Consider the following 22,751-nt stretch of genomic DNA (forward strand, 5'->3'; position numbering starts at 1 on the left):
ATAACGAAGAGGTTTCCAGAATTATCGTCATATTAAAGAATATAAATGAGCCGATAACAATGCCCCATCCCTCGCTATGGGAACATGATAGGCCAGCTGTAATTTTATAAAAGTTTCAAGGGAGGCTGCTATGTCCGAGGAAAAAAGACACCAGTTAAAATCAAAGGAACAATGGAAGAATCCTGGGGCGGCTTTGAACAATGGCTGGGCACAGGCCATGACAGGGTCACCAGGCAGTGGCTGTTTGGTAAATGTGATTTCAATTTTGATTGTAGTGGGTTTTTTTCTGGTAATAAGAGCGTGCTCACAGTAATGGGGGGTAATATGAGAGGGCTTATGAGTTTCATTTTGTTGCTGGTAGGATGTCTCTTTATCGGGATAACTGTTGAAGATTCTCTAGTTGGGAACAGCATTGTAAAAACAATAGGGGCTTTATGTATAGCAGGTTTTTTGAAAATAATTCCTAGGAAGAATCATGATTTATATTAAAACTGAAAGGGGAATGGTATGAAATCCAGGGTGTTAATTATTCTTTTACTCAGTTTGATCTTAGCTGGCTGTGAAACTATAACTCCGGAGGCCCCGAAAGATTTTATATTTTCTTATGAGATGAATTCGATTGAAGAGGAAGACCGGGATGAAGTGCTAAGGTGGCTGCACGAACCTGACCAAACCGCGACGAGGACATACGAATTCATTGATGAAGACAAAGGCCGCCATATCCTTTATGCTCATTCGAGTAAGTTCAGCAAAGTCGATGTGGAGCAAAAGGGTGACGCGATTATTATGATGTTTAGGAATGAAAAAACGGATGGGGCAGGCCAAGAAGCGTTCGTGAAAATTAAATACAACCCAGACATCATTAAGAATTTTGTGTTGGATTCGGAGGAGACCGAATGAAGAAAAGGAAGTGGCTGCTATATTGGCGGTTGTTATCATTTACGCAGATGCTTTTCGATTATAGAAGAGCATTTTTTTAAAAGTTGAATGTAAGGTTAACTTGACACCAAGTGGAAATGCTTGTAACTTATATGTAAGGTTAACTTTACATGAGAAGAGGAATCCAGCTTGAAAAATAAAGTCAAAAAATTGAGAGAGCAATTTGGCCTAACGCAAGCGCAGCTTGGCCAGAAGGTGAATGTGTCACGGCAGGCCATCAATGCGATTGAAAAAAATAAATTCGATCCTTCGATTTGGCTGGCCTATGATTTAGCGAAATTTTTCAATATGAGCATTGAGGAATTATTTGAGTTTGAGGAGAGTGAGCGAAAGTGAGTATACTGAAACACCCTGCCATCAATATCCTTTTCATTAGTTTCATGTCTGCTATCTATTCATTCATATTTATTTTCACAGCTGGCCATATGGAATTCATCAGGATACTTTCACATGGCAGAACGCTGGACTCGGATTTTTGGAACGGATGGTCAGACTTTTTAAAAACAGGCAATATGAAATTCATTGGCTACTTGATCATCGGATTGACGGCTGTGATTATCGTGTTTATTCTTTTAAAAAGGACGAAGGAATACGACGAATATCAAGTGAGTATTTTAGTGAAAAGTTTGTTTGTGGCTGGTTTTTTATCAATCATGATGATCCCGTTCCTCATGATCATGCTGTTAAGCGACCCGACCTACAGCACGGAAATGATCTTTTTATTCGCCACGATCCAATGGTTAGGTGTCCTGGTTTCCTATTTGTTCTTTGTCGTTCGTTCTTGAGTTTTTTTCCAAATGTTCTTTTCATTACTATGCCTCTGTCAACTGTACATAATATTCAGGGGAAGTCCTATTCCTATCTTTAAAACGGACAATGGAGGGCGATGGAATGAGCGGAACCAAAGAGGAATTGAAAGAACAGCTTAGTGTACTAACAGCTCGCAGGGACCGGATGCAGAAAAATCTTTACGAGGTCGAGAAGGAAATCGCGGAAATCACCAATAAGCTGGCTAAGATGAAGTAAAGGCTACACAAGATGGAGGCTTATAAAATCAGGCGGAGGAAACGTCCGGGGGCTCCCAAGTATTTGTTGACAAGCTTTGCATACGCATTTAATATTTACTTAATAATTGAATACTCCTAAAGGGGAGTAGCTTTTACAACAAGGTCGTCATTACGGAGTTCCTGACTCTCGGCTTTGTTGGCAACTATTGTTGTTAGCAAGACCTTTACCATCTTAGCGGTAAAGGTCTTTTTTGTTTGAAAAACCTTTGCCAGTTATATGGTAAGGGTTTTTTCTTTATTTGATTGACCATTAAACTTAAGGAGAATGACATGGAAAAGTGGTTAATTGGGATAATGGAGGAATTTGGCTATGCAGGTGTAATGTTTCTGATTGCGCTTGAAAACATCTTTCCTCCAATACCATCCGAAGTTATTTTAACTTTTGCTGGATTTATGACTGCTTCAACAGACCTTAGCATTACAGGCGTTATCCTTTCTTCCACCGTGGGCTCACTGTTGGGGGCTGTTTTGCTATATGGATTAGGGCTGCAGATGGGCGTGGAAAAGTTGGAGAGAATTGTTGATAAATGGGGGCACCTTCTCCGTGTTACTAAAACTGATATTTACAAGGCGGATTCCTGGTTTGATCGATATGGGGCATGGACCGTTTTATTCTGCCGTGTCATTCCATTGCTTCGGAGTCTCATTTCCATTCCTGCGGGAATATCAAAAATGCGATTTAGGACATTCCTGCTGTTCACCACAATTGGAACATTCATTTGGAATTCAATTCTCGTTTACTTGGGTGCAACTGTCGGAGCTTCCTGGGAGGATATTGTTAAGTATATAGATGTTTACTCTCAGTTTATTTATATAATTCTAGTACTGATCTCAGTCAGCCTGTTATTTGTGTTGGTTTTTAGGAAGAGGATATTATAGTGGATGCGCTGAGAGCTTGTGATGCTCTTGGCGTTTTTTTTGAGTGGTTAACTAAAGTTGAAACAGGGGATGCCAGGAGGTAAACACTGAAATTAGATGGTAAAATGAAAATTGTAACGGGAGCTCAACTGGTTTAGTAAATGCCCTCATTTAAATTAATTTGGAGGAATATACCTTTTTGTGTTGAACTTCAATAAAGCGGGGAAAAAAGCTGGCGGTCATTACAAGTGCCCAGTTGCCAAGTGCAGAAAAATAAGGAGGCATTTGATGAAATTTAATCGCAATCGTTTTGTTTGGATTATATCTGTTCCTTTATTCTTATTTTTCCTTGCTCTATTCTATTTGGAAGTATCGGTTTATTCTCTGTTGCCTCCTGACCAGGGCGGAATGAGTTTTTGGACAGAATTGAAGAATGTTTGGTACTGTTCTGGGTCGTTTTATGCCATGGTACTGATTGCTATCTTTTTGTTTTATTTGCGTTTTATACATAAAAGAAAGCAGTAACCTTAATAAAAATGTCCCTCCATATGCGGAGGGACATTGAAGCTATTCGTTTCCATTTGCGAGTTCTTTCCGATTGGGAGCAAGCGGGGGTTGTTCCAGCCATTTATTTTTTTCCATAATATCGAACCATTTCTTTGTCACTATTAAATTTTTGAGAATAATGCTTTCATACATAGTGATAAGGTCCGTCCGCATGGCGGATGCCAAACCTGTTCCGTGGTAAACTTGGGCAGCCTGGAACAAGAATCCGGTATGGTACATCATCAGCTTGTCTGAAAAAGGAGAGTCCGTTGATGTTGTGACTTCTGTTTCCCATGACCGTGGAGTTGGCAATTTATCATCGTGCATGATTTTGGAAAAAGCTTGTATTTGTTGATCAGCTGTCTTTTCTGAATCTGAAAAAAACTTTCTCAATTCTTTTGAGTTGGCAACTTGACTGAAAGCAATAGACAGAGTTTTAGCCATAATACTCTTTTTTAGGTTGAAGGAAATACTGATAATTTCTGTGGCAGATAAATTTCTGCCTTTTCCGAAAATCCCATCTGTAAAATCTTTGCTCTCAATAAATTCAGGGTTTTTGGCAGGATAAAATAAAGGATCTCTTTGAAAACTGCCTTTCTCAAGTAATAGTTCAATGGTCTGGTGGTACATTTTTTTTCCGTCGTTATCACTTGAATCGTAAAAATCCCGTAAATCTTTTCTGACTGAAACGCCTAAAGCGGTGACATGCCCAATCAAACCATGCAGTGTCATGATATGTAAATAATTCAAACAAAAAATGTCGGAGAACAATCTTTTTGCACCTTTATTTATATCCTCTTCACTAAATCCTACGGGAACCGGAAACCCTTCGTTCTCTAAAAATGTAACCATTTGTTTCTTTTGCCGATCAAACGTCGAAATGGCATCCTCAAAAATGGTCTTTATCGCTTCATCTTCAATAATGGTGAACATATATCTATTTACCGCGTCGATCATTGTTCCGTTTACATATTCGCCCCACAAGGTTCCTATTTCAGAAGAAGTAAGCTGTATTTTTTCTTTATCCATATTTTCACCTCCCCGCTATTATTTCCCCATTTAGATGAAATATGAGTGTGCTGTGTTCAAGAGAGGTACTCAAGGTAATAATCTTTTTAAAAGGCTGTTTTCACATTGATAATTGCTTTTCGAACATGTACTTGTATCCGCATAAATAAAAGGTAGCGGGGCTCATCTGGAGAAGAACTGATAAACATTTCATGGAACATTGCCTTGCTTTTTCTTGCCTAATTGAAAGCAAGTGTCCCCTTCAGTTTTTAAAAAAGAGATTGACACTATTAAGCTATAGGAGTACTTTATACTTATCAATTTTAATGATGGCCTTTTTGCTGAATCTTTTGAGCGGGGGAACCAATTTCGATAAAGCTACTTTATCTTGGGGTGAATTTTAGCGAATGCAGCTAAAAGGGGATACTCTCAATCCCTAATCCGACAGCTAACTCCGTAAGCCGTGAAGAGAGAAGGGTTGATGATGCTGCATTGACCATTCTTGTTAAGTGTGGTCTTTTTGTATTTAATTAGAAAACTAATCTGCAAAGTAAGAAGGGGTATTCTTGGCGAAAATTTTAAAAAGGAACTGGTTGAAACCGGCGCAAATCATTGTATTGTTTTATGTGATTGCTGTATTTATTTCAGCGTCGCTCCTCAGTCTCCCGATTGCTCTCAAGCCTGGGGTAAGCTGGACATTCATTGATGTATTATTTACAGCAGTCAGTGCTGTTAGTGTAACAGGTCTGACGGTTGTATCGACATCGGATACCTTCAGTACACCGGGCGTTTTCATACTAATGTTCATCCTTCAGTTTGGCGGGATTGGGATCATGACGCTTGGTACGTTTTTCTGGCTGTTGCTGCGAAAGAAGATCGGTCTAAAAGATCGGCAGTTAATCATGACCGACCAAAATCAGTCTCAAATGGCAGGCCTGGTCAAGCTAATGAGGCAAATATTGGCCATCATCCTCTTGATTGAGGCGGTGGGGGCTCTTATATTAGGAACGTATTTTCTTGGGTATTTCCCGACATGGCAAGAAGCTTATCTACAGGGATTATTTGCGGCGGTAAGTGCAACGACGAACGCTGGCTTTGATATTACAGGGAGTTCGCTGATTCCTTTTGCGCATGATTATTTCGTGCAATTCGTGAACATTATTCTATTAACCTTAGGGGCGATTGGATTCCCTGTACTAATTGAGGTAAAGGAATTTATCATTAATCGAAAAAAGAAGCGTAGAGGCCATTTTTCGTTGTATACGAAGTTGACTACAGTAACCTTTTTTGCGCTTATGTTTTTCGGTACATTCGCCATCCTGCTCTTTGAATTTAATCATTTTTTCAAGGGTTATAACTGGCATGAATCGTTCTTTTATGCCTGGTTCCAGTCTTCTTCAACAAGGAACGGCGGGCTTGCTACGATGAATGTGAGTGATTTCTCTAATTCTACCTTACTGCTTCTTTGCTTTTTGATGTTTATCGGAGCTTCCCCAAGTTCCGTTGGCGGAGGCATAAGGACGACTACTTTTGCTGTGGTCATATTGCTGATCATCAACTTTGCAAAAGGGCATAATGCGATTAAGGTGTTTGGGCGTGAGGTGTATGAGGAGGATGTCCGTAAATCTGTTGTGGTCAGTTTTTTAGCGATGCTGCTCTGTTTTGCGGCGGTGGTCATATTGAACGCGACCGAAAGTTTCACGATGATGGAAATCATGTTCGAGGTCAGTTCGGCATTCGGGACGACCGGGTTGTCAATGGGAATCACTCCTGAACTAAGTACGGGAGGGAAAGTCGTCATTATTTCCTTGATGTTCATAGGAAGAATAGGCATTCTATCATTCATCTTCCTGTTCAACCGCGGAAAACTAGAACCAAAATGCCATTATCCGAAAGAGAGATTGATTGTTGGATAGGGCTCCAGGAAGTATTGGGTGAATAAATTTGCCCAATGCTCTTTTTTTTGTTTAGGGTGGTCGACTCCACTGGTTAACAGCGGTACTCTTTTGAAATGAATATTCGGTCTTCCTGATAGTTCGTTCTATAGTGAAACTGGGATAGAAAACAAATAATGAAGCATAGGATGTACCCATGCTTCAAGAATGTCTTAACAGTATGCGGCTCCTACAATGATAAGAAGGATGAACAGCACTACTATTCAAACAAAGCTGTTTCCGTAGCTATAACCACCATAGCCATAACCGCCGCCACAGCACATGGAAATCCCTCCTTCGTCTAGAAATCTGTGAAGGGATTACCAACCAAAGCCGCCGCCGCCGTATCCACCGCCAACATACGAAGCTCCAACGATGATCAGCAAGATGAACAGAACAACGAGCAATGCAAATCCTGAACCATATCCAGCACCACCAGACATTGTAAAACCTCCCTCCTGATTAACTTAGTTATAATGTATGTATGGATAATGGGAATGGGAGGGCGGATATACAGACTAGAACGAAAAATCTTTTTATTCGTCAAATATCAGCGGGGTAGAAGGTCTATCGATTATCCTGGCTGCAAGAACCAAAAACTTAGACCACGTCAAGAATACCTGTACAGTTGGCTGGCATAAATGTTGTTAAGCAATGGTTAGAAGCCCTAGCCATTCAGACTCTTTGACATACTGTATAGTAGCCTCCGTAATCTTCATTCAGGAACCTCCTTTAGCAGCAGGGAAATGGAAAAGAAGAAAAACTCCTTCCATAGCTTCTTTTCCAAGAAGGGACCGTTTGTTTGTTTCAGGGCATTGCATGAAACAGAGGAACGGTCCTGACCTGATAAAATAGAAATCGAAGGGCACAGGGCAGCCAGGATTCATGATCCCGGCTGTTTTTTTATGTATGCGTTGCTGAAATTCCGAAAGATGCCTCTATAGTTCCTATGTCTCTGTCTTCCATTTTGTGGTATCGTTGGAGGAAAGATAAGCTGAAAAAAAGGCCTGATGCAACGTCATTTGCCTGCAAATGAGCAGGTTTGATTCGGAATTTTAACAGGATAGTATCTGTTTACTGGCGAAAATTTATTTTTATTGGTGACTTGGAAATTTTCGCTGATTTTTTCCAGTTCAAAATGACAGCAACAGACCCAAGTGCATCCAATTTTTCATGGAACTTCCAGAGTCCCTGTCCGTATATATAAAAAGGGATAGGAGGATGGGAATGAAGAAAGTATTTAAGGTTACATACAAAGGTCATCATATTCTTGTGGAGAATACCTGGTTTAATGGGGAAAAGCTGTTTGTAGACGGCGAATTACAGGACCAGAATCTTGGGTTTGCCTTTGACCGGGCCACTTTATATGGGGTCATCAGAAATAATGAAAGTGCTAACCAGAAAATTAAGGTTAGTCTTGGCGGTGCTGTAACAGTAGGATGCAGGATCTTTGTCGACCATGAATTGATTTATCGTAATCAGTAGTTTTATTTGAAGCAATGAAATTTGTGATTGTGTGAGACAAGGGGGAAAGTCAAAGATGATCCTGGAAAAAATGGAGCCAATCTCGATTGGGGCGATTCAAGAGAATGGCATTGAATCTGTCGCGGATTGGTTTGATGGGCATAAGGAATATTTCTATCGTTTCGGCTGGTATTATGTTCAAAATCAGCAGCAGATGGAGGAACTTTTTTACCAGTCGATTCTGAAGATGCATAAGGATTTTCCCCGGTATAAAGGGGATTCGTCGTTCAAGATGTGGGTCACTTCCATTTTCATTCAAAACATTCGCGATTTTTCTAGATTGCAAGGTTCAGAGGAAAAGGACCCGCGCCGCGAAATATTTGCTGCAATGGACCAGCTGGAAAAGGAGGCGCTAATCCTTACATATGTAACAGGTTTCACCCTGGAGGAGACTGCTCAAATCCTCGATGTTTCGGTCGGAAAAATAAAGCAATTGTTGTTCTCAGGGATTCAGTCAGTCAGAAAACAATCAGATGGGTCTGACTATCATGGCTGTGAGCAGTTTCAGAAGCATTATATCGATTACCTGGAAAAAACGATGGAACGTCCGGCTAAGATTGATTTTGAGATTCATCTTTATAATTGTCGGGATTGTCAGGAGGATTTGGCGAGTTTTCAGGAAGTCGCGATGACTAGGCTGAATCATGTTGAGGGAGATAATGACCCGAATGTGCCCCCTCAATTAATGGAAAACGTCAAAAAGAGACTGTCAGATCAGAAGGAACATAGACAGCAGAAGTTTAAAATCCGCAAAAAATGGGCGCTTGGTTTTGCGAGTGCCTTTGCCTTCATAGTGGCGGTTGGCTTCATTACCGGTGCGTTTCCAAAGGTCTATTATGCATGGACGGAAGATCACGTGCATTTACGCGAATTTCTCCAGGAGGGCTTTGGCCAGAGGCTGAATCTGGAAGCGGAAAGCGATGGGGTTAAGGTGAAGATCAAAGGAGTGGTTGCAGATGATATTCAGACGCTTGTTTTCTATGAAATTCATGATATGGAGGAAGACAAGCAATATTTCATGACCTTTGAGGATGGACTGGCAGTCGTGAATGAATTTGACATTATGAAACGCGAAACCTATCCGCGCTATTCAATTCCTGATATCGAGGCGGAGATGAACAAGGAAGAGAAAAATGTGTTCTACGGGAAGGTGGCGCTGAGGCCGCTAGAAGAGGACCAGGGCGACATCGAATTGAGGATTACAAAGCTTCAAAGATTGGCAGACGATGCTTCCCTGTCATTCGGCTTTACGTCCGGTGATTATAAAACAGGAGAGTGGAGCTTCGAGTTCCCGGTAACCAAACAGCCTTCTATGGAATATGAAATCAATGAACAAAGAGAACTCGAGGGAGTCGCCGTCAGACTGGAAAAGTTGATTGTTGCACCAACCGCCACTCTTTTACAATTTGGCATCAATACAGAAAAGCTGGAGAAGCGGATTGATTTCCTCAATTTTAAATCGCTGGAAGTGAATAATAAAAAAGTGGAGGCGGAACGATTTGGAAGCCACTTTATGGATTTCCAGCTGGACAGTGCCTGGACTGGTTTCCAAGCCTATTTTGACCCGCTTTATGGTGAGAAAGTTAAAGATTTCAGAGTCCAATTAGACTCGATCTATTTATCGATTGTAGATCATAAAACCATCGAACTTAGCGGAAATCAGACATTTCCGCAGACAATTGAATATGCAGGCAGCACTCTTTTTATTGATAAGGTCGATGCCGGTCAGTATACCGAAATCATTGTACGAAATGACGATTTGAAAAATCGGGAATTTGAATCACTTCGCATTGATTTTGTGGACGAAAATGGTCAACAGCCTAATATAATCCATATGGATTCTGAAGCAGTGCTGGTTGATAAAAACGGCGTCGAGTATGATTTGAATAAGGGTCCAGTCGATTATGAAAAATTGGAGCAGCCACGCCATTTTGTCACAGAAGAAACCATAAGAGTAGAAGGAATCGACGATAACCCTATGAAACTACAAATCAACGGTTATAACAGCCTGAAGTACCTTGATGAAGCATGGGACCTGGGGACGGTGATGGTGTCCCGGGAAGAGTAGGAATATGTTATTTTTGGGGCGGGAGAACCGTCCCTTGTTTCTTTGGCACATAATAAATTCCCGGTTTAAGGTTCAAACAGAGAAACCGGACACATAAAGATAGGATATGTTCCCGGTTAGGTGATGAAATGGGGAAAAAGGGCAGATAAAGATAGGATATGTTCCCGGTTGGGGGATGAGATGGGGAAACCGGGCACATAAAGATGTTTTTTTCGGTTGCCGCCCATGAGCATGTTTATTTGGTTAAAGGAACGGCCTATTTTCATAGGGGAGAATGGAGGGCATGGGTGAATAAAATAAAGTTGACTTTAGTGTTTAGTTTTATAGTATTCTGTCTCTTGATCTTGATATCGGTAATCTTCACTTCCAGCATCGACAGAGATGTAATTGGAATGGGAGGATTGGCTGCAGGCTTCATTTTAATTTTGCCTTCTATAAAAATACATAGACTGCTAATCTTCGGAAGTCGTGCTGATCAAACGGAGATGTTTCCTGATGAACATTTGCAACATAAATTATACAAACAAATAGAGCAGGAAGAACGAAATAAAGGGGATAGCAAAACAAACACAGTCATTGATTCTCTCGGCTATTCGGGTATGGCATTAATAATTATATCTTTATTTGTTATTACTTAATGATTGATAACTAGATAGTGGTGCGGAATTAGGGGCGGGAGAACTGTCCTCTGTCTCTAGAAGCAGGTTGATTTGAGACGGGAGATGGCATATATAATAAAATCAGAATAGTTCATAAAAACAGGAGGAACCATGAATTCAAATCCAATTTTAAATCAAATCGGAACGACCTTTATTCCTGTGCGGGACATTGAAAGAGCGCGCGACTGGTATTGTGACATATTAAAATTACCAACCGATGGTGAGATTTTATTTGGCCACCTTTACATATTGCCTATGAACGGAACAGGTATCGTTTTAGACAGCAAAATATTTTCAGAGGAAAATATATATAAAGCTCCACCTTTTCATTTAAACACAAATAATATTGAAGAAGCTTTTCAATACATGAAAAGAAAAAATGTAGAGATTACAACAGAAATTGAAAATAATCATTGGTTCAATTTTAAAGATTTAGACGGTAATCATTTAATGATTTGTCAATGTTAGTTGTTTCACTACAGTAGGGAAAAAGAAAAGGTGCTCAGCAGGGGTAAAGCGAAGTTCCTGGGGGCTGAACCCGAAAAGTAACAATCAATGCGAAAATAGCCTTTATTCCTGACAGCTTGTCATGATTAGGTCACATGGTTCATAAACTCTATCAAAAGGGGGTGTAGAGTTGAACCGTGTTTCGAACAGAGTGGATTATTATTTAAAAGACAAATGTCTCTTAAGTGCAAATGTAAAGCAGTGGGAGCAATATATTGCTGCATTGAGGGCCTGTAATACGGTTACGATAAACAAAAAGGAATACATGTTAGACAAAATAAATATGGTTCATGATCCTGCAACCATCGTGTTGAAAGTCAATATTCAACCACTTAAAGTTTACAATTAAATGTCCTTAATGGATGCTTTTTATTTTTGTCCAAACAAGTAGTTCAGGTTAGGGTCTGACAAACTATGTTTGGAATTTAATCGCTATAAGATAACCAACGTTGATCCAGAAGGATTAGCGTTTTTTTGTGATTGTATGAGTGTGTTGCAGTGGATTTTGCTAAAATATTGGGTAAGGACATAGATGTTATGAAGCGGGATGAAGTAAAGCAATGGAGGAAATGATGGAGACAAAATCAAAAGCAGCCAAACCTTTGGTATATAAAATAGGAATGATCCTGATCATATCATCTTTTATCGTTTGGGTTATGCCACTTGGAATTCCCTTTTTACCCATTACCGGAAAAATGAAAGCCATCAGTATCACAAGCGCTCTGGTCATTGCAGAGGTTTTATTCTGGGTAGGTGCCTTAATGGTAGGCAAAGAAGCCGCGAGAAAAATAAGGACCGCCTTTAACCCGAAAAATTGGAAGAAAAGAAGGAATGCAGACAGGCTAGAGGATGGTGAGTAAGTGGGGGGAACCGTGAGGCAGCGATAGGTTAAACCCCAAAAAGGGTTCAGAAGGTTAAAGAAACTATGTGTGGGAGTGGATCTGTTTGTTTGTTGGCCGGACGTTATATTTATTGGGGATGGGTTTCGTTTTCTTTAGTATTGTTGTACTAATTATGTCTCTTTTTTCAAATAGCGGCGGAGATTTAGTCATTCCATTATTCGCTTTGCTAAATGGTTTGATTGCCATGGGTGTTGGAGATATTGTAATAGATATGAACCATAGGCAAAGAGCTGAAAAGATGAAATAAATTGGACACGTTGACGGTTCGGGTGCTCCCAGGAAAATACTTTTGGGGACCGGAGAACCGTCCCTTTGTTTCTTAATTGATCGCCTCTTCTGTTTCTCTAACAATCATCCATTTTTGATGTATTAGCTGCCAGTTTTCAATCGTGAACAACCTCGCTAAAACTTTTTTATTATTAAATCCTTCTTTACAAATTTAATTAGTAAAAGTATTCGATAATAAAGTCTATAAATCCTTTTTGATAGACGGATGAGACTTGATAAGGAACAAACCAAGCCAGTCATTCATAGGATAATCAGAATTAAATGGTGACCTTTCTGGAGGGAGAAGAAGTATAATGATGCCTAATAGAATGTATCCGCAGGGAGCAAAAAATGGGCCAATGAATGTGGTGGTTGTTGAACCGTATGTCTATTCGGCTCTTTATAAGCTGATTGGAAAAAGAGTCGTCCTTGATACAACGCGTGGATCAGTCAGCGGAATCGTCAGGGATGCCAAGCCTGACCATGTGGTGGTCTAGGAACGTGATTCTACCTTTTTTGTCCGGATCCGTGAAATCATCTGGATTAAGTCGGAGGATTGAAAGGAAGCAAAGGGAGCGGCCCTTTGCTTCCTTTCGTTAGTGGATTCTAGCTTAATAAACATAGAACCTTCATAAATTTATCAATGAGTATCCTTCGGGATGCTTTTTCATTTTGTGCTGTCAATTTGCGACTCTTTCTTCTTCATTCATTGAAGACCAATGCTAAAATTTCGAATCCCGCAGGAGATGAGAACCGTCTCTTCATCTCTCAGTGTAATAGTGTATCATTTACAATACTGTATGTCATCCACTATACTAAGGTTAGGAGTTGATACAATGGGCAATGTGAATGAAATGGTTGATAAGTTACTTCAGGAATTGCGCAGGGGCACGATAACCATTGCTGTATTGAGCCGGCTTGAAAAACCTCAGTATGGATATTCCCTCGTCACAATACTGGCGGAAAAAGGGATCCAGGTGGAGGCAGGAACCTTATATCCTTTGCTTAGAAGGCTGGAGAAACAGGGGCTGCTGATTAGTGAATGGGATACAAATGAAGCGAGGCCGCGGAAATTTTATTTACTGAGTGCTCATGGAAAAGAAGTGTATATAAAGCTGCTGGATGAATGGAAGAAGATGGCCACTAGTATGGATGGGCTGATCAAAGGGGGAGGAACGGAACATGGAGATGATTGAGAAGTATATTTATGCTGTAACCCACAGGCTTCCTCAGTCACAGAGAGCAGATATTGCGCAGGAATTGAGTGGCTTGATTGAAGACATGCTCGGGGAAAGGACAGATAGCCGTCCAGCTGCCCAGGAGGATGTGGAAAGTGTCCTGATTGAACTCGGCAACCCGAAGGATTTAGCTGACAAGTACCGCGGTTCGAAAAGATACTTGATTGGACCAGAGCTTTTCTATTCCTATATCACTGTACTAAAAATAGTCTTTTTTGCTTTGCTGGTCGCCATGACTGTTGTGTTCATCATTGAATCAATGATTGGACCACGCTCGGTGATTGAGCATATTATCGGTTATGTTACCTCAGTCATCAGCGCCGGCATGCAGGCGTTCGTATGGGTGACAATCGGGTTTGCGATTGCCCAATATAAAGGAGTTACACCCACGGGAATCGCAGAAAAGAAAGGGAAATGGACACCTTCAGATCTTCCTCCGGTTCCTGACCAGAAAAAGCGGATCAAGCGCGGCGAAGCCATCACGGGAATTGTTTTTTCAATCTTATTTCTAGTCTTCCTCTATTCTTCCAACCATGTGTTTGGCGTCATGATGTTCGATGACGGCGATCTAGTAAACGTCATTCCATTTTTAAATCAAGAACGTATAGAACAATTCATCAACATCATCTATGTCATCGCGATGATCGGAATTTTAAAGGAAGGGTTAAAGCTGGTCATCGGAAAATGGACGAAGAAGCTGGCCATATATAATTTGATCATGAATGCAGTCACGCTGATCCTTGTTTCCTTCTTGTTTAAGGACCAGGCGATCTGGAACCCCGACTTCATGCAGCAATTAAACCAGGTAAGCGAAGCCGATTTGAGCCAGGACACGTACGAGCTGATCAAAACCATCTGGACACAATCCAAAACATGGGTCGTGATTGGATTCGCAATTGCTCTGATCATCGATACGATATCCGGCTTTTATAAAGCATACCTGAAGTGAAAAATGATGCGCAGGGTACGTGAGGTGCAAACGGTGAATCGCATAACCCGTTCGGTTGAGAGGGGATAATGCAATTTCTTCACCAATGACGAATCCAGTTAAGTTCGCGATGATTTGCTATTTCTTTCGTTTCCTGTTATGATGAATAAGAATTATTTTTGTTCGGTGTAAAGGATAGTATAAGTATCAACTTTTCGTCTTGATGATCACTTTGGGCAAGGATAGTAATACGTTGTGCGATAACGCACTAGGAGGCAACAAAAATGGAACAAGGTACAGTTAAATGGTTTAATGCAGAAAAAGGCTTCGGCTTCATCGAACGTGAAAATGGAGACGACGTATTCGTACACTTCTCTGCTATCCAAAGTGAAGGTTTCAAATCTTTAGACGAAGGTCAAAAAGTAACGTTTGACGTTGAGCAAGGTGCTCGTGGAGCTCAAGCTGCTAACGTTCAAAAAGCTTAATCTTAATTCGATTATACTAACAGGCTCTCTATATAGAGCCTGTTTTTTATATTCCCTGATATAATTCTCAATAAAAAAACCCTACTCAAGGTTTGAGTAGGGAGATGGAACTGGTAACGTAAAAAGATTTAAAGATAAAAAGGTTTGTTTCCAGTATAACATACTTGATGGACAATAGGAGGATTTTATCGAATTATATATTTTTCATTCCTGTACAATTAAGTTTTAATCTTTTTCAACCTTAGCTCTTTAATGGAGCCATTGGTTATTTTTTCTTCATCCTTAAATAGCATCGTATGATCGATGGTCCACTGCTCTAATACCCTACTTCAAGATAGCCAATATTTTCTCCTTAAAACTATCATAAACATATGACCAAAGTACGGGTTCCTCTGTATACCTTATTCTTAAGGAACCAAAGGCTTCTTTTTGTTTCTCCGCAAAGGAGGAATCCTCTTTTGATGGCAATGCTGCAAGAACTTCGGCTACTATTTGCTGTACTTTGGGCGCACGAGTCCCCACTTTCCAAGTAAATGCCCCGATTATTAAAGATTTCTCTCCACACCAATCTTCAGTAATGTCAGGAAATGAAATTGATTCAGTTTTAACTTTTCAGCAAATCCATCTGCTGGGAGATGAAATTGTTCATAAACAGCTAAACTTCCCTCCTTTGTCCCATTATATTCCATATATAGGTCTCAAGGCTGATTACAAGTTAAAGCCCCAGGCTGTTAAATGAAGCTGGGGAGTGCCTTATGATTAATCTATAATCAATTGGAGGCGAAAGAAAATGAAAAAAGTAATCGGTTTGGGTTTGGCTGCAATGTCGGCTGTATTAATACTGTCGGGGTGCAATAACACGATTTTTGTTAGTGATGAACGTGACAATGAAATCGTGGTGGAGAAGGATCGGGCAAAAGAGCTTGAGATTGTTCTGAATTTCGGTGCCGGGGAAATGGATGTTGCGGGCGGGGGCAGTGAATGGGTAACCGGAAATGCAATCTATGAACCTAAAAAGATGAAGCCGGAAGTTGCCTATGATCTAAACGGAAAAGTCGGCAAGGTAGAGGTTTCTCAGCCGGATCATTTTAAAATTGGAAAGATGAAGAATGAATGGAACCTGAAAATTAACGAAGATGTTCCGGTGGACCTTGTCGTAAATGCAGGGGCATCAGAAACCGATCTTGATTTGAAAGGGATTCAGCTTTCGAACCTTGAGGTGAACGCAGGGGTCGGTAAAATAACCTTGGATCTCGGAGGAGACTGGAAAGAAAGCTTTGATGCCAGGATTTCATCTGGAGTCGGGCAGATGACCGTGATCCTTCCAAGAGATACTGGAGTAAGAATACACACACAAAAAGGCATAGGTTCCTCATCCTTTGAAAATTTAATTTCAAAAGGAGACGGAGTTTATGTAAATGAAGCTTATGAAGATGCAAAAGTGAAGATCGATCTGGAGGTAGACTTAGGTGTCGGCGAAGTTACATTCAAAACGGAAAAATAATTGGGACAAGGGGCGGGGTCAGCGTTTCATCATTCGGGAAGACTAGTGGGAATGCGGAGCAGAACGTCCCCATCGCTGTTTAATCAAACGTTTGATTAAGAAAGGATTAAATTAGAAGCAGGGTAGAGGGGAATAATTAGGATAACCATTTGTTACATTGAACTGCTGAGGGTATATTTCTCCCCCCCTTGTGACGCTTGGAGAATCTTGAGCGTATATAATATAATTATAAAAAGCGGGAAGGGTGAGGTCATTATACCAGAAGAAAAGCGTATTTCATTAGATGAATTTTATCGAATAAGAAAGGATTCTGACCAGCTAATGGAGTATATTGACGGTGTGGTTTTTATGACTCCATCACCTTCAACGAAGCATCAAAGAATCTCAGGACGTATACACGCTCAGTTATTTCAGCTTCTTGATGGCTCAGAATGTGAAGTGTTTCATGCGCCATTTGATGTAGAGCTAAAGAGTGAGCAAATGGATGGAACCAAGATTGTCATCCCTGACCTTTCTGTTATTTGCGACAAAAGCGGATTTCATGAGAATAAATATGTAGGAGTTCCTTCTTTAATCATTGAAATTATTAGTCCTTCAAACCAATCACATGATCTGGTTGTTAAGCTAAATCTCTATATGCAGTACGGGGTGAAAGAATACTGGATCATGAATCCGCTGCTCAATACAATTCAAGTATATGTGCTAGATGAAAATAATAAATTCAAACTGCATGACGTAGCCAAAGATAAAGGCTCTATAAAATCAACCATCATTAACAAGTTCATCGTTGATATAGAGAAAGTTTTCTCCTGAATAAAGCGCATCGACGTTCCCTGTGGTTATTTTTTGTTTTTAGTGGCGGACTGGCTAAAATCGTTTTTCTGGATTTTAAAGTACCGGTTGTCACTTCATATATTTCAATCTGATAACAATTCCATAAAAACTTCCCTTTTAATTCGAAGAATGTGATAATATGACGGACAAGTTATGTGAAAGGGGAGTTTATGATGATGAAGCGTATTTTAACAGGCATTTTCTTATTGAGCATTGCCGTCCTTGTGCTGGGCGCATGCAGCAATGACAGCTCAAAAGGAAATACTGAGAAAGAAAATAAAAAAGATTTGGTTGCAAAAGTAGATGGGGAAGGCATTTCAAAACAGCAATTTGAGAAAGAGCTGGAGGCCATGAAAGCAACTTATGAGCAACAGGGCATGCCGGCAGATCAGATGGACAGCAAGCAGAAGGAAGAACTGGAGAAATCTGTTCTCGATCAAATGATCAATGCAGAGCTGCTACTCCAGACAGCTGAGAAGGACGGCATCTCGATTGAGGATAAAGAAGTCGATGCAGAGCTGGAAAAAATCAAAGGCAACTTTGAAGATGATAAACAGTTCGAAGAAGCACTGAAAAAGAATGAAATGACCGACAAAGAGCTAAAGAGCCAGCTGAAAAAGCAACTGACTGTCAATAAGTATTTGGACAGCAAGGTTGGCAAGGTTGAAGCAACCGACAAAGAAATTCAGGATATGTATGAACAATATAAACAGCTTGCGCAAGCCCAGAAGCAAGAGCCAGAAGAATTAGAGAAGATTAAACCACAGCTCGAGCAGCAGGTTGTCTCTGAAAAAGAAAACGAGAAAATCAGCAAGCTGATTGAAGATCTACGTAAAAAAAATGAAGATAAAATTGAAATCATTAAGGCGTAAGGAAGGTTCGCACGGCGGATAAATTAAAGTGCGTGGGGAGAGGGGATAGACATCTGTCTATCCCCTTTTTCGTGATTCCGAAAGGCATTGGTCTCAATAAGGCTTAGCTAGAGGGCGCTTTCTCAGTGGTCTCGATCCGTCCCTGTCTCTCACGTTGTAGAAATGGTGAAACCCAAATGTGTTAATGCATCCTCTATTTTGCTTTTCACTAAGATATCAGAAGTCAATTGGTTTGTCCCAGCTAAAACTTTAGCATGGTCGGGCTTAATCCCAATGATAATAGGTGTGATTCCAAGCAGTTTTAGAGTAGAAACCAATTTAAAAATAAAATGGGTTACAAGTGTATCTATATTATGAATACCAGATAAGTCAATAAGTATGTTAGTAATATATTGAGAGGTGCTTTGCGTTAAGGTTGAACTAATTATATAGTTTGCCCGATTTTCATTGATATTTCCGATAATGGGTAAGATTGCTATCCCTTGGCTTAAAACTACCAAGGGGGCGGACAACCTTTCAATTTCTTTGTTTGCCCTGTCTAAATCCAGTACATAGCTTAACAAAGAAGCCATAGTACGGAAGTGCTCTAAATGTTCCGCAGTAAAATCGAATTGCTGGTCATCAAGTCCGCAAATGGTTCCGTAATTTTCCCCGCTGCTATAATTTATAGGTATACCAATGAAAGAGCCACCCCCTAAATTGTGGGTGACATTCATATCTTTTGTTAGTTGGTTATGATTTAAATCGTTTATAACCAATACCTGATCCCCATGGTCTATGCTTAATTTACAATAAGTATCATCAAAAGGTAATGCATCACCACTATGTAAAAGGTCTTGCTCCTTATTGACCACCTTTTCAATACGATTTATCTGCTTATCATTTTTAGCAATAAATATAGTGTTTATAGGAATTACATAATTCATAAAGGCTAAGATCTTTTCTGCAGCCTCATCGAAATTGCTTATAGGATTGTACAAAGAAACACTCCTTTTTAAATACTTTTTTAGGCTATATATTTCAAAGTATATTTTTTCACCGTAAGCTCATTTAATGCAACGTTTATAAAAATAAGGGAACTCGTTTAGAAACCTGGATATTTTTAGTAAGGGATTATAGTTTAACCAACGATTGTAAATACCCCTGTATAGATGCTGTTAAACCTAATATCATTATAATTTCTTTCTTATATTCAAATAATTAGCATTTGACATAGAAGGGGTTTTTTCAAGGTGAGTTATGAGTGACAATGATTCCGAATTTCTTGGAACTGCAGCTTTATCTTATATCATCAGACCTATGATCTCTCAATTGGTCTTGTAAGATTACATTCTGGACAATAATAAAAATCATATGTAATCAATAGGTTTTCTGTCTGAAAAGGCAATGGATTACCGCGATTCCGATATAACCCGATATATTCCCCTCAGGAAGCCTGAAGAGCGATGAGGGCGACTTAATGACCCATATCTTCAAAATGTTACCGCTTCCATTCACTATCTCAGCCATATGCTCACGAATGGCAGGATATCCCTTGAAACTGTTTTTGAGGATGTTACCATTAATAACGTTGGCAAAAGAGAAACGGTATACGAACACTTTTTAATGAGTGATTGTTCCGAGATGTGAAAGTGTAAAATTCACTTCGAGAATTGTCCAGCTCCAGCGCCTAGCCAGTTTTCACCCTGACTTAACTTCCTCGAGTATCTTGCGAGAGGCGTTAGCTTTGAGCAGCTCGAGACGTTTCGGTCCGCCCAATGAAGTCAAAGAGCGACTTCACCGGTCGGCCCTCCGTGGCACAGGACGGGCCAGACCCGCCAGCCACAGGACGTGGCGTTTTAGGTGGGCAACGCTTGTCGGGGCTGAACAAGGCGCTTGCGCTTTTCTTTAGTTGCAGACGGATTCACAAGGAGGTATTGGATGGTAGTGCAAGACAGGAAGATAAAAAGAGTTGTAATTAAGATTGGCAGCAGTTCGCTGACGAGTATGCACGGGGAAATCAGCCGCCGGAAGCTCGAAAACCTGGCGAACCAGATTGTGGCTTTGAAGGATGCGGGCTATGAAACGGCAGTTGTTTCATCAGGCGCAGTGGCTGCAGGGTACCGCAAGCTTGGCTGCATTCAGCGGCCGACTTCATTGCCTGAAAAGCAGGCAGCCGCTTCGATCGGCCAGGGCTTGTTAATGGAATCTTACTCAGAACTCTTTTTATCTCATGGGTATGTCGCTTCCCAGATATTGATCACGAGAAGCGATTTCGCGGATGAAAATCGCTACAACAACATGAAGAATACGTTAAACGTCTTGTTGGAGAGAGGGATTATCCCGATCATCAATGAAAATGATACGGTCACGGTCGACCGCCTGCGTTTCGGCGACAATGATACACTGTCAGCGAAGGTGGCCGCGTTGATTCAGGCAGACCAGCTGATCATTCTTTCCGACATCGACGGTTTGTATGACGCAAATCCGAACGACAACCCAGACGCTAAGTTGCTTGATAAGGTCCATGAAATCACTTCTGAAATCGAAGCAGCAGCAGGCGGCTCCGGAAGCGCGGTCGGTACAGGCGGGATGAAATCAAAGATCTCCGCGGTAAAAATTGCGATGGCATCCGGAATCGATTCGTTTTTAGGGAAGGCCGACAGCAAGGACATCCTGGTAAAAGCGGTGAGCGGAACGGCAAAAGGGACATATTTCAACCAGGATCCCGAAGGCTTCAACCTCGACAACAACCAGCAGTGGATCGCTTTCCATTCCGGACCTGAGGGAGAAGTCATCATCCGTCCTGAATCAAGGGAAGCAATCATCGAGGATCGGAAAAACATCCTCCCGTCTGACATCCTTCAGGTAAAAGGGAGGTTCGGCGAGGGTGCCGTCGTCAGAGTAATGGATGAAAACGGAGAAGAGATCGGACTCGGACGAATCAATTATGCTAGCGGAAAACTGGAAGAGACACTTATTGAAGAAGAATGTGATCGAAAAGAAGCAATCGAACAGGGAACATTTGTCTGTTCACGTGATTTTGCATTGCCGGTATCAGTCTAAATATACAGGAGGCGTTTTGATGACATTGACAATGACTCAAAAAACGACAGTAGAGGAACAAGCCATTGCAGCGAAAAAGGCAGCGAAGCAGCTGAGCATCCTTTCCACTGAGGAAAAGAACGAGGCGCTGCTGATTCTCGCTGACGCAATGGAAACGAATTATGAAGCGATTTTAGCGGAGAATGAAAAGGATTTGATGAATGGAAGGGAAAAAGGCTTAGAGGACGCATTCATGGATCGACTGGCACTCTCACGCGAGAGAATCTTCGACTTTGCGGAAGGACTTCGCCAGGTCGCTGAGCATGATGATCCAGTCGGCGACGTCCTCTCTGACTGGACGCTGGAAAACGGACTTAATGTAAAGGAAATCCGCGTTCCGCTAGGCGTCATTGGGATGATTTATGAAGCCCGTCCGAACGTAACCGTCGATGCCGCAGGGCTGGCACTCAAATCAGGAAACGCGATTATTTTAAAAGGAGGATCTTCTGCACTGTCCTCCAACAAAGCGATCGTCGACATCATGCACCAGGCACTTGGGAACACAAAGGTGCCAAAAGACGCCATTCAGTTCATCGCCACAGCAGACCGTGAAGCAACACAGCAGCTGTTCACGATGAAAGAGCACATCGATGTCCTGATCCCGCGCGGAGGCGGCGCATTAATCAAGGCAGTCGTTGAAAACGCAACAGTTCCTGTTCTGGAAACCGGAGTCGGAAACTGCCACCTGTATGTAGACGAAGAAGCCGACACGGAAAAAGCACTCAACATCATGATCAACGCCAAAACAGATCGCCCGGCAGTCTGCAACGCAGCGGAAACACTCATTGTTCATCAAGCATGGCTTGAGGAAAACAAGGAGAAGCTTGCTGATGCATTCCGGGAGAACGGCATCACTGTACATGGTGACGAAGCTGCAGCGGCAGCACTTCCAAACGCAGTGCCAGCAACCGAAACCGACTGGGCTGATGAATACCTGAGTCTGGACATCGCCGTTAAGGTTGTTGGTGATATCGATGAAGCCATCGACCACATCGACCAGTACGGCACAAAACACTCAGAAGCGATCGTTACTGAAAATGCTGATAACGCAAGGAAGTTCCTGCAGCTAGTAGATGCCGCAGCGCTCTATCATAACGCATCCACTAGATTCACAGATGGAGGAGCTTTAGGGTTTGGTGCTGAGATTGGGATTTCAACGCAGAAGCTGCATGCCAGAGGGCCGATGGGATTGCCGGCTTTGACTACCCGGAAGTATGTAATGGTCGGGGACGGTTTGGTGAGGTAATCTCCAGCCAATATATTCGAAGGAAGAAGGCTTCCCTTGTCTTTTGTAACGGGTTCTCTTTTGAAGTGCAAAATAGAAAAAAACAAAGCAAATAACAACGCTTTTCACATATGAATTAGCAAACAAAATCGCATACTATTTAGCAATAAAGAAGGAGCTGGATCTGAAAAATCCTAGCTCCTTTCTTTTGTATTCTTTGTTAAAGTAAAGCACCCTATAGTTTAAGTGTAATGCTTCACAAAAAAGTGGTTAATCCTTTTTTGATTAACACACTCGTTACG

The 22,751-nt window shown here is 41.3% G+C and carries 27 protein-coding genes, 1 pseudogene and 1 riboswitch; of the genes and pseudogenes, 24 read left to right on the forward strand and 4 right to left on the reverse strand.

Features of this window, described 5'->3' with window-relative positions; genetic code table 11:
* Positions 1-130 precede the first annotated feature (130 nt).
* The 7 genes from J7E37_RS20480 (at position 131) to J7E37_RS20505 (ending at position 3,389) form a co-directional block, all read left to right on the forward strand.
* Positions 131-313, forward strand: a complete 183-nt coding sequence (locus tag J7E37_RS20480; RefSeq protein ID WP_215026702.1) for a hypothetical protein — start codon at positions 131-133, stop codon at positions 311-313.
* Between the two features lie 194 nt (positions 314-507).
* Complete coding sequence (locus tag J7E37_RS20485; RefSeq protein WP_215026705.1) at positions 508-900, forward strand: hypothetical protein; 393 nt, start codon at positions 508-510, stop codon at positions 898-900.
* A gap of 168 nt (positions 901-1,068) precedes the next feature.
* On the forward strand, positions 1,069-1,275 hold the full coding sequence (locus tag J7E37_RS20490; protein WP_102261066.1) for a helix-turn-helix transcriptional regulator: 207 nt from the start codon (positions 1,069-1,071) through the stop codon (positions 1,273-1,275).
* Positions 1,272-1,724: a hypothetical protein gene (locus J7E37_RS20495; protein ID WP_215026709.1), complete on the forward strand. Its 453-nt coding sequence runs from the start codon at positions 1,272-1,274 to the stop codon at positions 1,722-1,724. Before J7E37_RS20490 ends, J7E37_RS20495 begins: the two co-directional genes overlap by 4 nt.
* Before the next feature lie 106 nt (positions 1,725-1,830).
* Entirely contained in the window at positions 1,831-1,965 is a 135-nt protein-coding gene (locus J7E37_RS22375; RefSeq protein ID WP_285289133.1) for a hypothetical protein, read from the forward strand.
* 311 nt (positions 1,966-2,276) lie between these two features.
* Entirely contained in the window at positions 2,277-2,885 is a 609-nt protein-coding gene (locus J7E37_RS20500) for a DedA family protein (protein ID WP_215026711.1), read from the forward strand.
* A 267-nt stretch (positions 2,886-3,152) separates the two neighbouring features.
* The gene (locus tag J7E37_RS20505) at positions 3,153-3,389 is read left to right on the forward strand and encodes a hypothetical protein (RefSeq protein WP_215026714.1); all 237 of its coding nucleotides are present in this window, start codon (positions 3,153-3,155) and stop codon (positions 3,387-3,389) included.
* Positions 3,390-3,431: 42 nt separating this feature from the next.
* Here J7E37_RS20505 and J7E37_RS20510 read toward each other — a convergent pair whose 3' ends face one another.
* Positions 3,432-4,439 (reverse strand): DUF3231 family protein, encoded by a 1,008-nt coding sequence (locus J7E37_RS20510; RefSeq protein ID WP_215026717.1) that lies wholly within the window; start codon positions 4,437-4,439, stop codon positions 3,432-3,434.
* A 308-nt stretch (positions 4,440-4,747) separates the two neighbouring features.
* Positions 4,748-4,896, forward strand: a riboswitch (cyclic di-AMP (ydaO/yuaA leader).
* A gap of 88 nt (positions 4,897-4,984) precedes the next feature.
* Here J7E37_RS20510 and J7E37_RS20515 point away from each other — a divergent pair.
* Positions 4,985-6,334 carry a TrkH family potassium uptake protein gene (locus J7E37_RS20515; RefSeq protein WP_215026719.1) on the forward strand — a complete coding sequence of 450 codons (1,350 nt, stop codon included), beginning with the start codon at positions 4,985-4,987 and terminating at the stop codon, positions 6,332-6,334.
* Positions 6,335-6,525: 191 nt separating this feature from the next.
* Here the strand turns inward: J7E37_RS20515 and J7E37_RS20520 are convergent.
* Both J7E37_RS20520 and J7E37_RS20525 read right to left on the reverse strand, forming a co-directional pair.
* Positions 6,526-6,618 (reverse strand): annotated as a pseudogene (locus J7E37_RS20520) (YjcZ family sporulation protein); the annotation flags it as partial.
* 54 nt (positions 6,619-6,672) lie between these two features.
* A complete protein-coding gene (locus tag J7E37_RS20525) occupies positions 6,673-6,795 on the reverse strand; it encodes a YjcZ family sporulation protein (RefSeq protein WP_215026722.1) in 123 nt (40 codons plus the stop codon).
* A gap of 784 nt (positions 6,796-7,579) precedes the next feature.
* On the opposite strand from J7E37_RS20525, the gene J7E37_RS20530 reads away from it, so the two are divergent.
* The 14 genes from J7E37_RS20530 to J7E37_RS20595 all read left to right on the forward strand — a co-directional run bounded on the left by J7E37_RS20530 (position 7,580) and on the right by J7E37_RS20595 (position 18,140).
* Positions 7,580-7,837 (forward strand): hypothetical protein, encoded by a 258-nt coding sequence (locus J7E37_RS20530; RefSeq protein ID WP_215026727.1) that lies wholly within the window; start codon positions 7,580-7,582, stop codon positions 7,835-7,837.
* A gap of 55 nt (positions 7,838-7,892) precedes the next feature.
* The gene (locus J7E37_RS20535; RefSeq protein WP_215026731.1) at positions 7,893-9,944 is read left to right on the forward strand and encodes a DUF4179 domain-containing protein; all 2,052 of its coding nucleotides are present in this window, start codon (positions 7,893-7,895) and stop codon (positions 9,942-9,944) included.
* Between the two features lie 287 nt (positions 9,945-10,231).
* On the forward strand, positions 10,232-10,582 hold the full coding sequence (locus tag J7E37_RS20540; protein WP_215026735.1) for a hypothetical protein: 351 nt from the start codon (positions 10,232-10,234) through the stop codon (positions 10,580-10,582).
* 132 nt (positions 10,583-10,714) lie between these two features.
* Positions 10,715-11,071 (forward strand): VOC family protein, encoded by a 357-nt coding sequence (locus J7E37_RS20545; RefSeq protein ID WP_215026737.1) that lies wholly within the window; start codon positions 10,715-10,717, stop codon positions 11,069-11,071.
* A 169-nt stretch (positions 11,072-11,240) separates the two neighbouring features.
* Entirely contained in the window at positions 11,241-11,459 is a 219-nt protein-coding gene (locus J7E37_RS20550) for a hypothetical protein (RefSeq protein ID WP_215026740.1), read from the forward strand.
* A 223-nt stretch (positions 11,460-11,682) separates the two neighbouring features.
* Positions 11,683-11,970 carry a transporter suffix domain-containing protein gene (locus tag J7E37_RS20555; protein ID WP_215026743.1) on the forward strand — a complete coding sequence of 96 codons (288 nt, stop codon included), beginning with the start codon at positions 11,683-11,685 and terminating at the stop codon, positions 11,968-11,970.
* An 85-nt stretch (positions 11,971-12,055) separates the two neighbouring features.
* A complete protein-coding gene (locus J7E37_RS20560; RefSeq protein WP_215026746.1) occupies positions 12,056-12,259 on the forward strand; it encodes a hypothetical protein in 204 nt (67 codons plus the stop codon).
* Between the two features lie 334 nt (positions 12,260-12,593).
* Positions 12,594-12,776, forward strand: coding sequence for a DUF2642 domain-containing protein (locus J7E37_RS20565; RefSeq protein ID WP_215026749.1), 183 nt, complete (start codon positions 12,594-12,596; stop codon positions 12,774-12,776).
* Positions 12,777-13,115: 339 nt separating this feature from the next.
* Positions 13,116-13,475, forward strand: a complete 360-nt coding sequence (locus J7E37_RS20570) for a PadR family transcriptional regulator (RefSeq protein WP_215026751.1) — start codon at positions 13,116-13,118, stop codon at positions 13,473-13,475.
* The gene (locus tag J7E37_RS20575) at positions 13,462-14,466 is read left to right on the forward strand and encodes an HAAS signaling domain-containing protein (protein WP_215026754.1); all 1,005 of its coding nucleotides are present in this window, start codon (positions 13,462-13,464) and stop codon (positions 14,464-14,466) included. Before J7E37_RS20570 ends, J7E37_RS20575 begins: the two co-directional genes overlap by 14 nt.
* Positions 14,467-14,729: 263 nt before the next feature.
* On the forward strand, positions 14,730-14,930 hold the full coding sequence (gene cspC, locus J7E37_RS20580; protein WP_010331195.1) for a cold shock protein CspC: 201 nt from the start codon (positions 14,730-14,732) through the stop codon (positions 14,928-14,930).
* Positions 14,931-15,720: 790 nt separating this feature from the next.
* The gene (locus J7E37_RS20585; RefSeq protein WP_251009796.1) at positions 15,721-16,434 is read left to right on the forward strand and encodes a toast rack family protein; all 714 of its coding nucleotides are present in this window, start codon (positions 15,721-15,723) and stop codon (positions 16,432-16,434) included.
* Between the two features lie 207 nt (positions 16,435-16,641).
* On the forward strand, positions 16,642-17,247 hold the full coding sequence (locus J7E37_RS20590; RefSeq protein ID WP_251009797.1) for a Uma2 family endonuclease: 606 nt from the start codon (positions 16,642-16,644) through the stop codon (positions 17,245-17,247).
* 194 nt (positions 17,248-17,441) lie between these two features.
* The gene (locus J7E37_RS20595) at positions 17,442-18,140 is read left to right on the forward strand and encodes a SurA N-terminal domain-containing protein (RefSeq protein ID WP_215026757.1); all 699 of its coding nucleotides are present in this window, start codon (positions 17,442-17,444) and stop codon (positions 18,138-18,140) included.
* Positions 18,141-18,289: 149 nt separating this feature from the next.
* On the opposite strand, the gene J7E37_RS20600 is transcribed toward J7E37_RS20595, so the two are convergent.
* Positions 18,290-19,120, reverse strand: a complete 831-nt coding sequence (locus J7E37_RS20600; protein WP_251009798.1) for an STAS domain-containing protein — start codon at positions 19,118-19,120, stop codon at positions 18,290-18,292.
* Positions 19,121-20,060: 940 nt separating this feature from the next.
* Here J7E37_RS20600 and proB point away from each other — a divergent pair.
* Together proB and J7E37_RS20610 are read left to right on the forward strand one after the other, a co-directional pair.
* Positions 20,061-21,185, forward strand: a complete 1,125-nt coding sequence (gene proB / locus J7E37_RS20605) for a glutamate 5-kinase (RefSeq protein WP_215026760.1) — start codon at positions 20,061-20,063, stop codon at positions 21,183-21,185.
* Positions 21,070-22,470 (forward strand): glutamate-5-semialdehyde dehydrogenase, encoded by a 1,401-nt coding sequence (locus tag J7E37_RS20610; protein WP_215026763.1) that lies wholly within the window; start codon positions 21,070-21,072, stop codon positions 22,468-22,470. The genes proB and J7E37_RS20610 overlap by 116 nt, the downstream gene beginning before the upstream one ends.
* Positions 22,471-22,751 lie beyond the last annotated feature (281 nt).

It is taken from the genome of Bacillus sp. ISL-39, assembly GCF_018613295.1.
Classification (GTDB): Bacteria; Bacillota; Bacilli; order Bacillales; family Cytobacillaceae; genus Mesobacillus.

Excerpts from the sequence above, each read along its gene's own strand:
- J7E37_RS20530 (WP_215026727.1), top strand. The coding sequence starts at position 7,580 with ATGAAGAAAGTATTTAAGGTTACATACAAAGGTCATCATATTCTTGTG.
- J7E37_RS20500 (WP_215026711.1), top strand. The coding sequence starts at position 2,277 with ATGGAAAAGTGGTTAATTGGGATAATGGAGGAATTTGGCTATGCAGGT.
- J7E37_RS20505 (WP_215026714.1), top strand. The coding sequence starts at position 3,153 with ATGAAATTTAATCGCAATCGTTTTGTTTGGATTATATCTGTTCCTTTA.
- proB (WP_215026760.1), top strand. The coding sequence starts at position 20,061 with ATGGTAGTGCAAGACAGGAAGATAAAAAGAGTTGTAATTAAGATTGGC.
- J7E37_RS20545 (WP_215026737.1), top strand. The coding sequence starts at position 10,715 with ATGAATTCAAATCCAATTTTAAATCAAATCGGAACGACCTTTATTCCT.
- J7E37_RS20595 (WP_215026757.1), top strand. The coding sequence starts at position 17,442 with ATGATGAAGCGTATTTTAACAGGCATTTTCTTATTGAGCATTGCCGTC.
- J7E37_RS20535 (WP_215026731.1), top strand. The coding sequence starts at position 7,893 with ATGATCCTGGAAAAAATGGAGCCAATCTCGATTGGGGCGATTCAAGAG.
- J7E37_RS20565 (WP_215026749.1), top strand. The coding sequence starts at position 12,594 with ATGATGCCTAATAGAATGTATCCGCAGGGAGCAAAAAATGGGCCAATG.
- J7E37_RS20555 (WP_215026743.1), top strand. The coding sequence starts at position 11,683 with ATGGAGACAAAATCAAAAGCAGCCAAACCTTTGGTATATAAAATAGGA.
- J7E37_RS20585 (WP_251009796.1), top strand. The coding sequence starts at position 15,721 with ATGAAAAAAGTAATCGGTTTGGGTTTGGCTGCAATGTCGGCTGTATTA.
- J7E37_RS20575 (WP_215026754.1), top strand. The coding sequence starts at position 13,462 with ATGGAGATGATTGAGAAGTATATTTATGCTGTAACCCACAGGCTTCCT.
- J7E37_RS20570 (WP_215026751.1), top strand. The coding sequence starts at position 13,116 with ATGGGCAATGTGAATGAAATGGTTGATAAGTTACTTCAGGAATTGCGC.
- J7E37_RS22375 (WP_285289133.1), top strand. The coding sequence starts at position 1,831 with ATGAGCGGAACCAAAGAGGAATTGAAAGAACAGCTTAGTGTACTAACA.
- J7E37_RS20525 (WP_215026722.1), bottom strand. The coding sequence starts at position 6,795 with ATGTCTGGTGGTGCTGGATATGGTTCAGGATTTGCATTGCTCGTTGTT.
- J7E37_RS20485 (WP_215026705.1), top strand. The coding sequence starts at position 508 with ATGAAATCCAGGGTGTTAATTATTCTTTTACTCAGTTTGATCTTAGCT.
- J7E37_RS20610 (WP_215026763.1), top strand. The coding sequence starts at position 21,070 with ATGCTAGCGGAAAACTGGAAGAGACACTTATTGAAGAAGAATGTGATC.
- J7E37_RS20480 (WP_215026702.1), top strand. The coding sequence starts at position 131 with ATGTCCGAGGAAAAAAGACACCAGTTAAAATCAAAGGAACAATGGAAG.
- J7E37_RS20510 (WP_215026717.1), bottom strand. The coding sequence starts at position 4,439 with ATGGATAAAGAAAAAATACAGCTTACTTCTTCTGAAATAGGAACCTTG.
- cspC (WP_010331195.1), top strand. The coding sequence starts at position 14,730 with ATGGAACAAGGTACAGTTAAATGGTTTAATGCAGAAAAAGGCTTCGGC.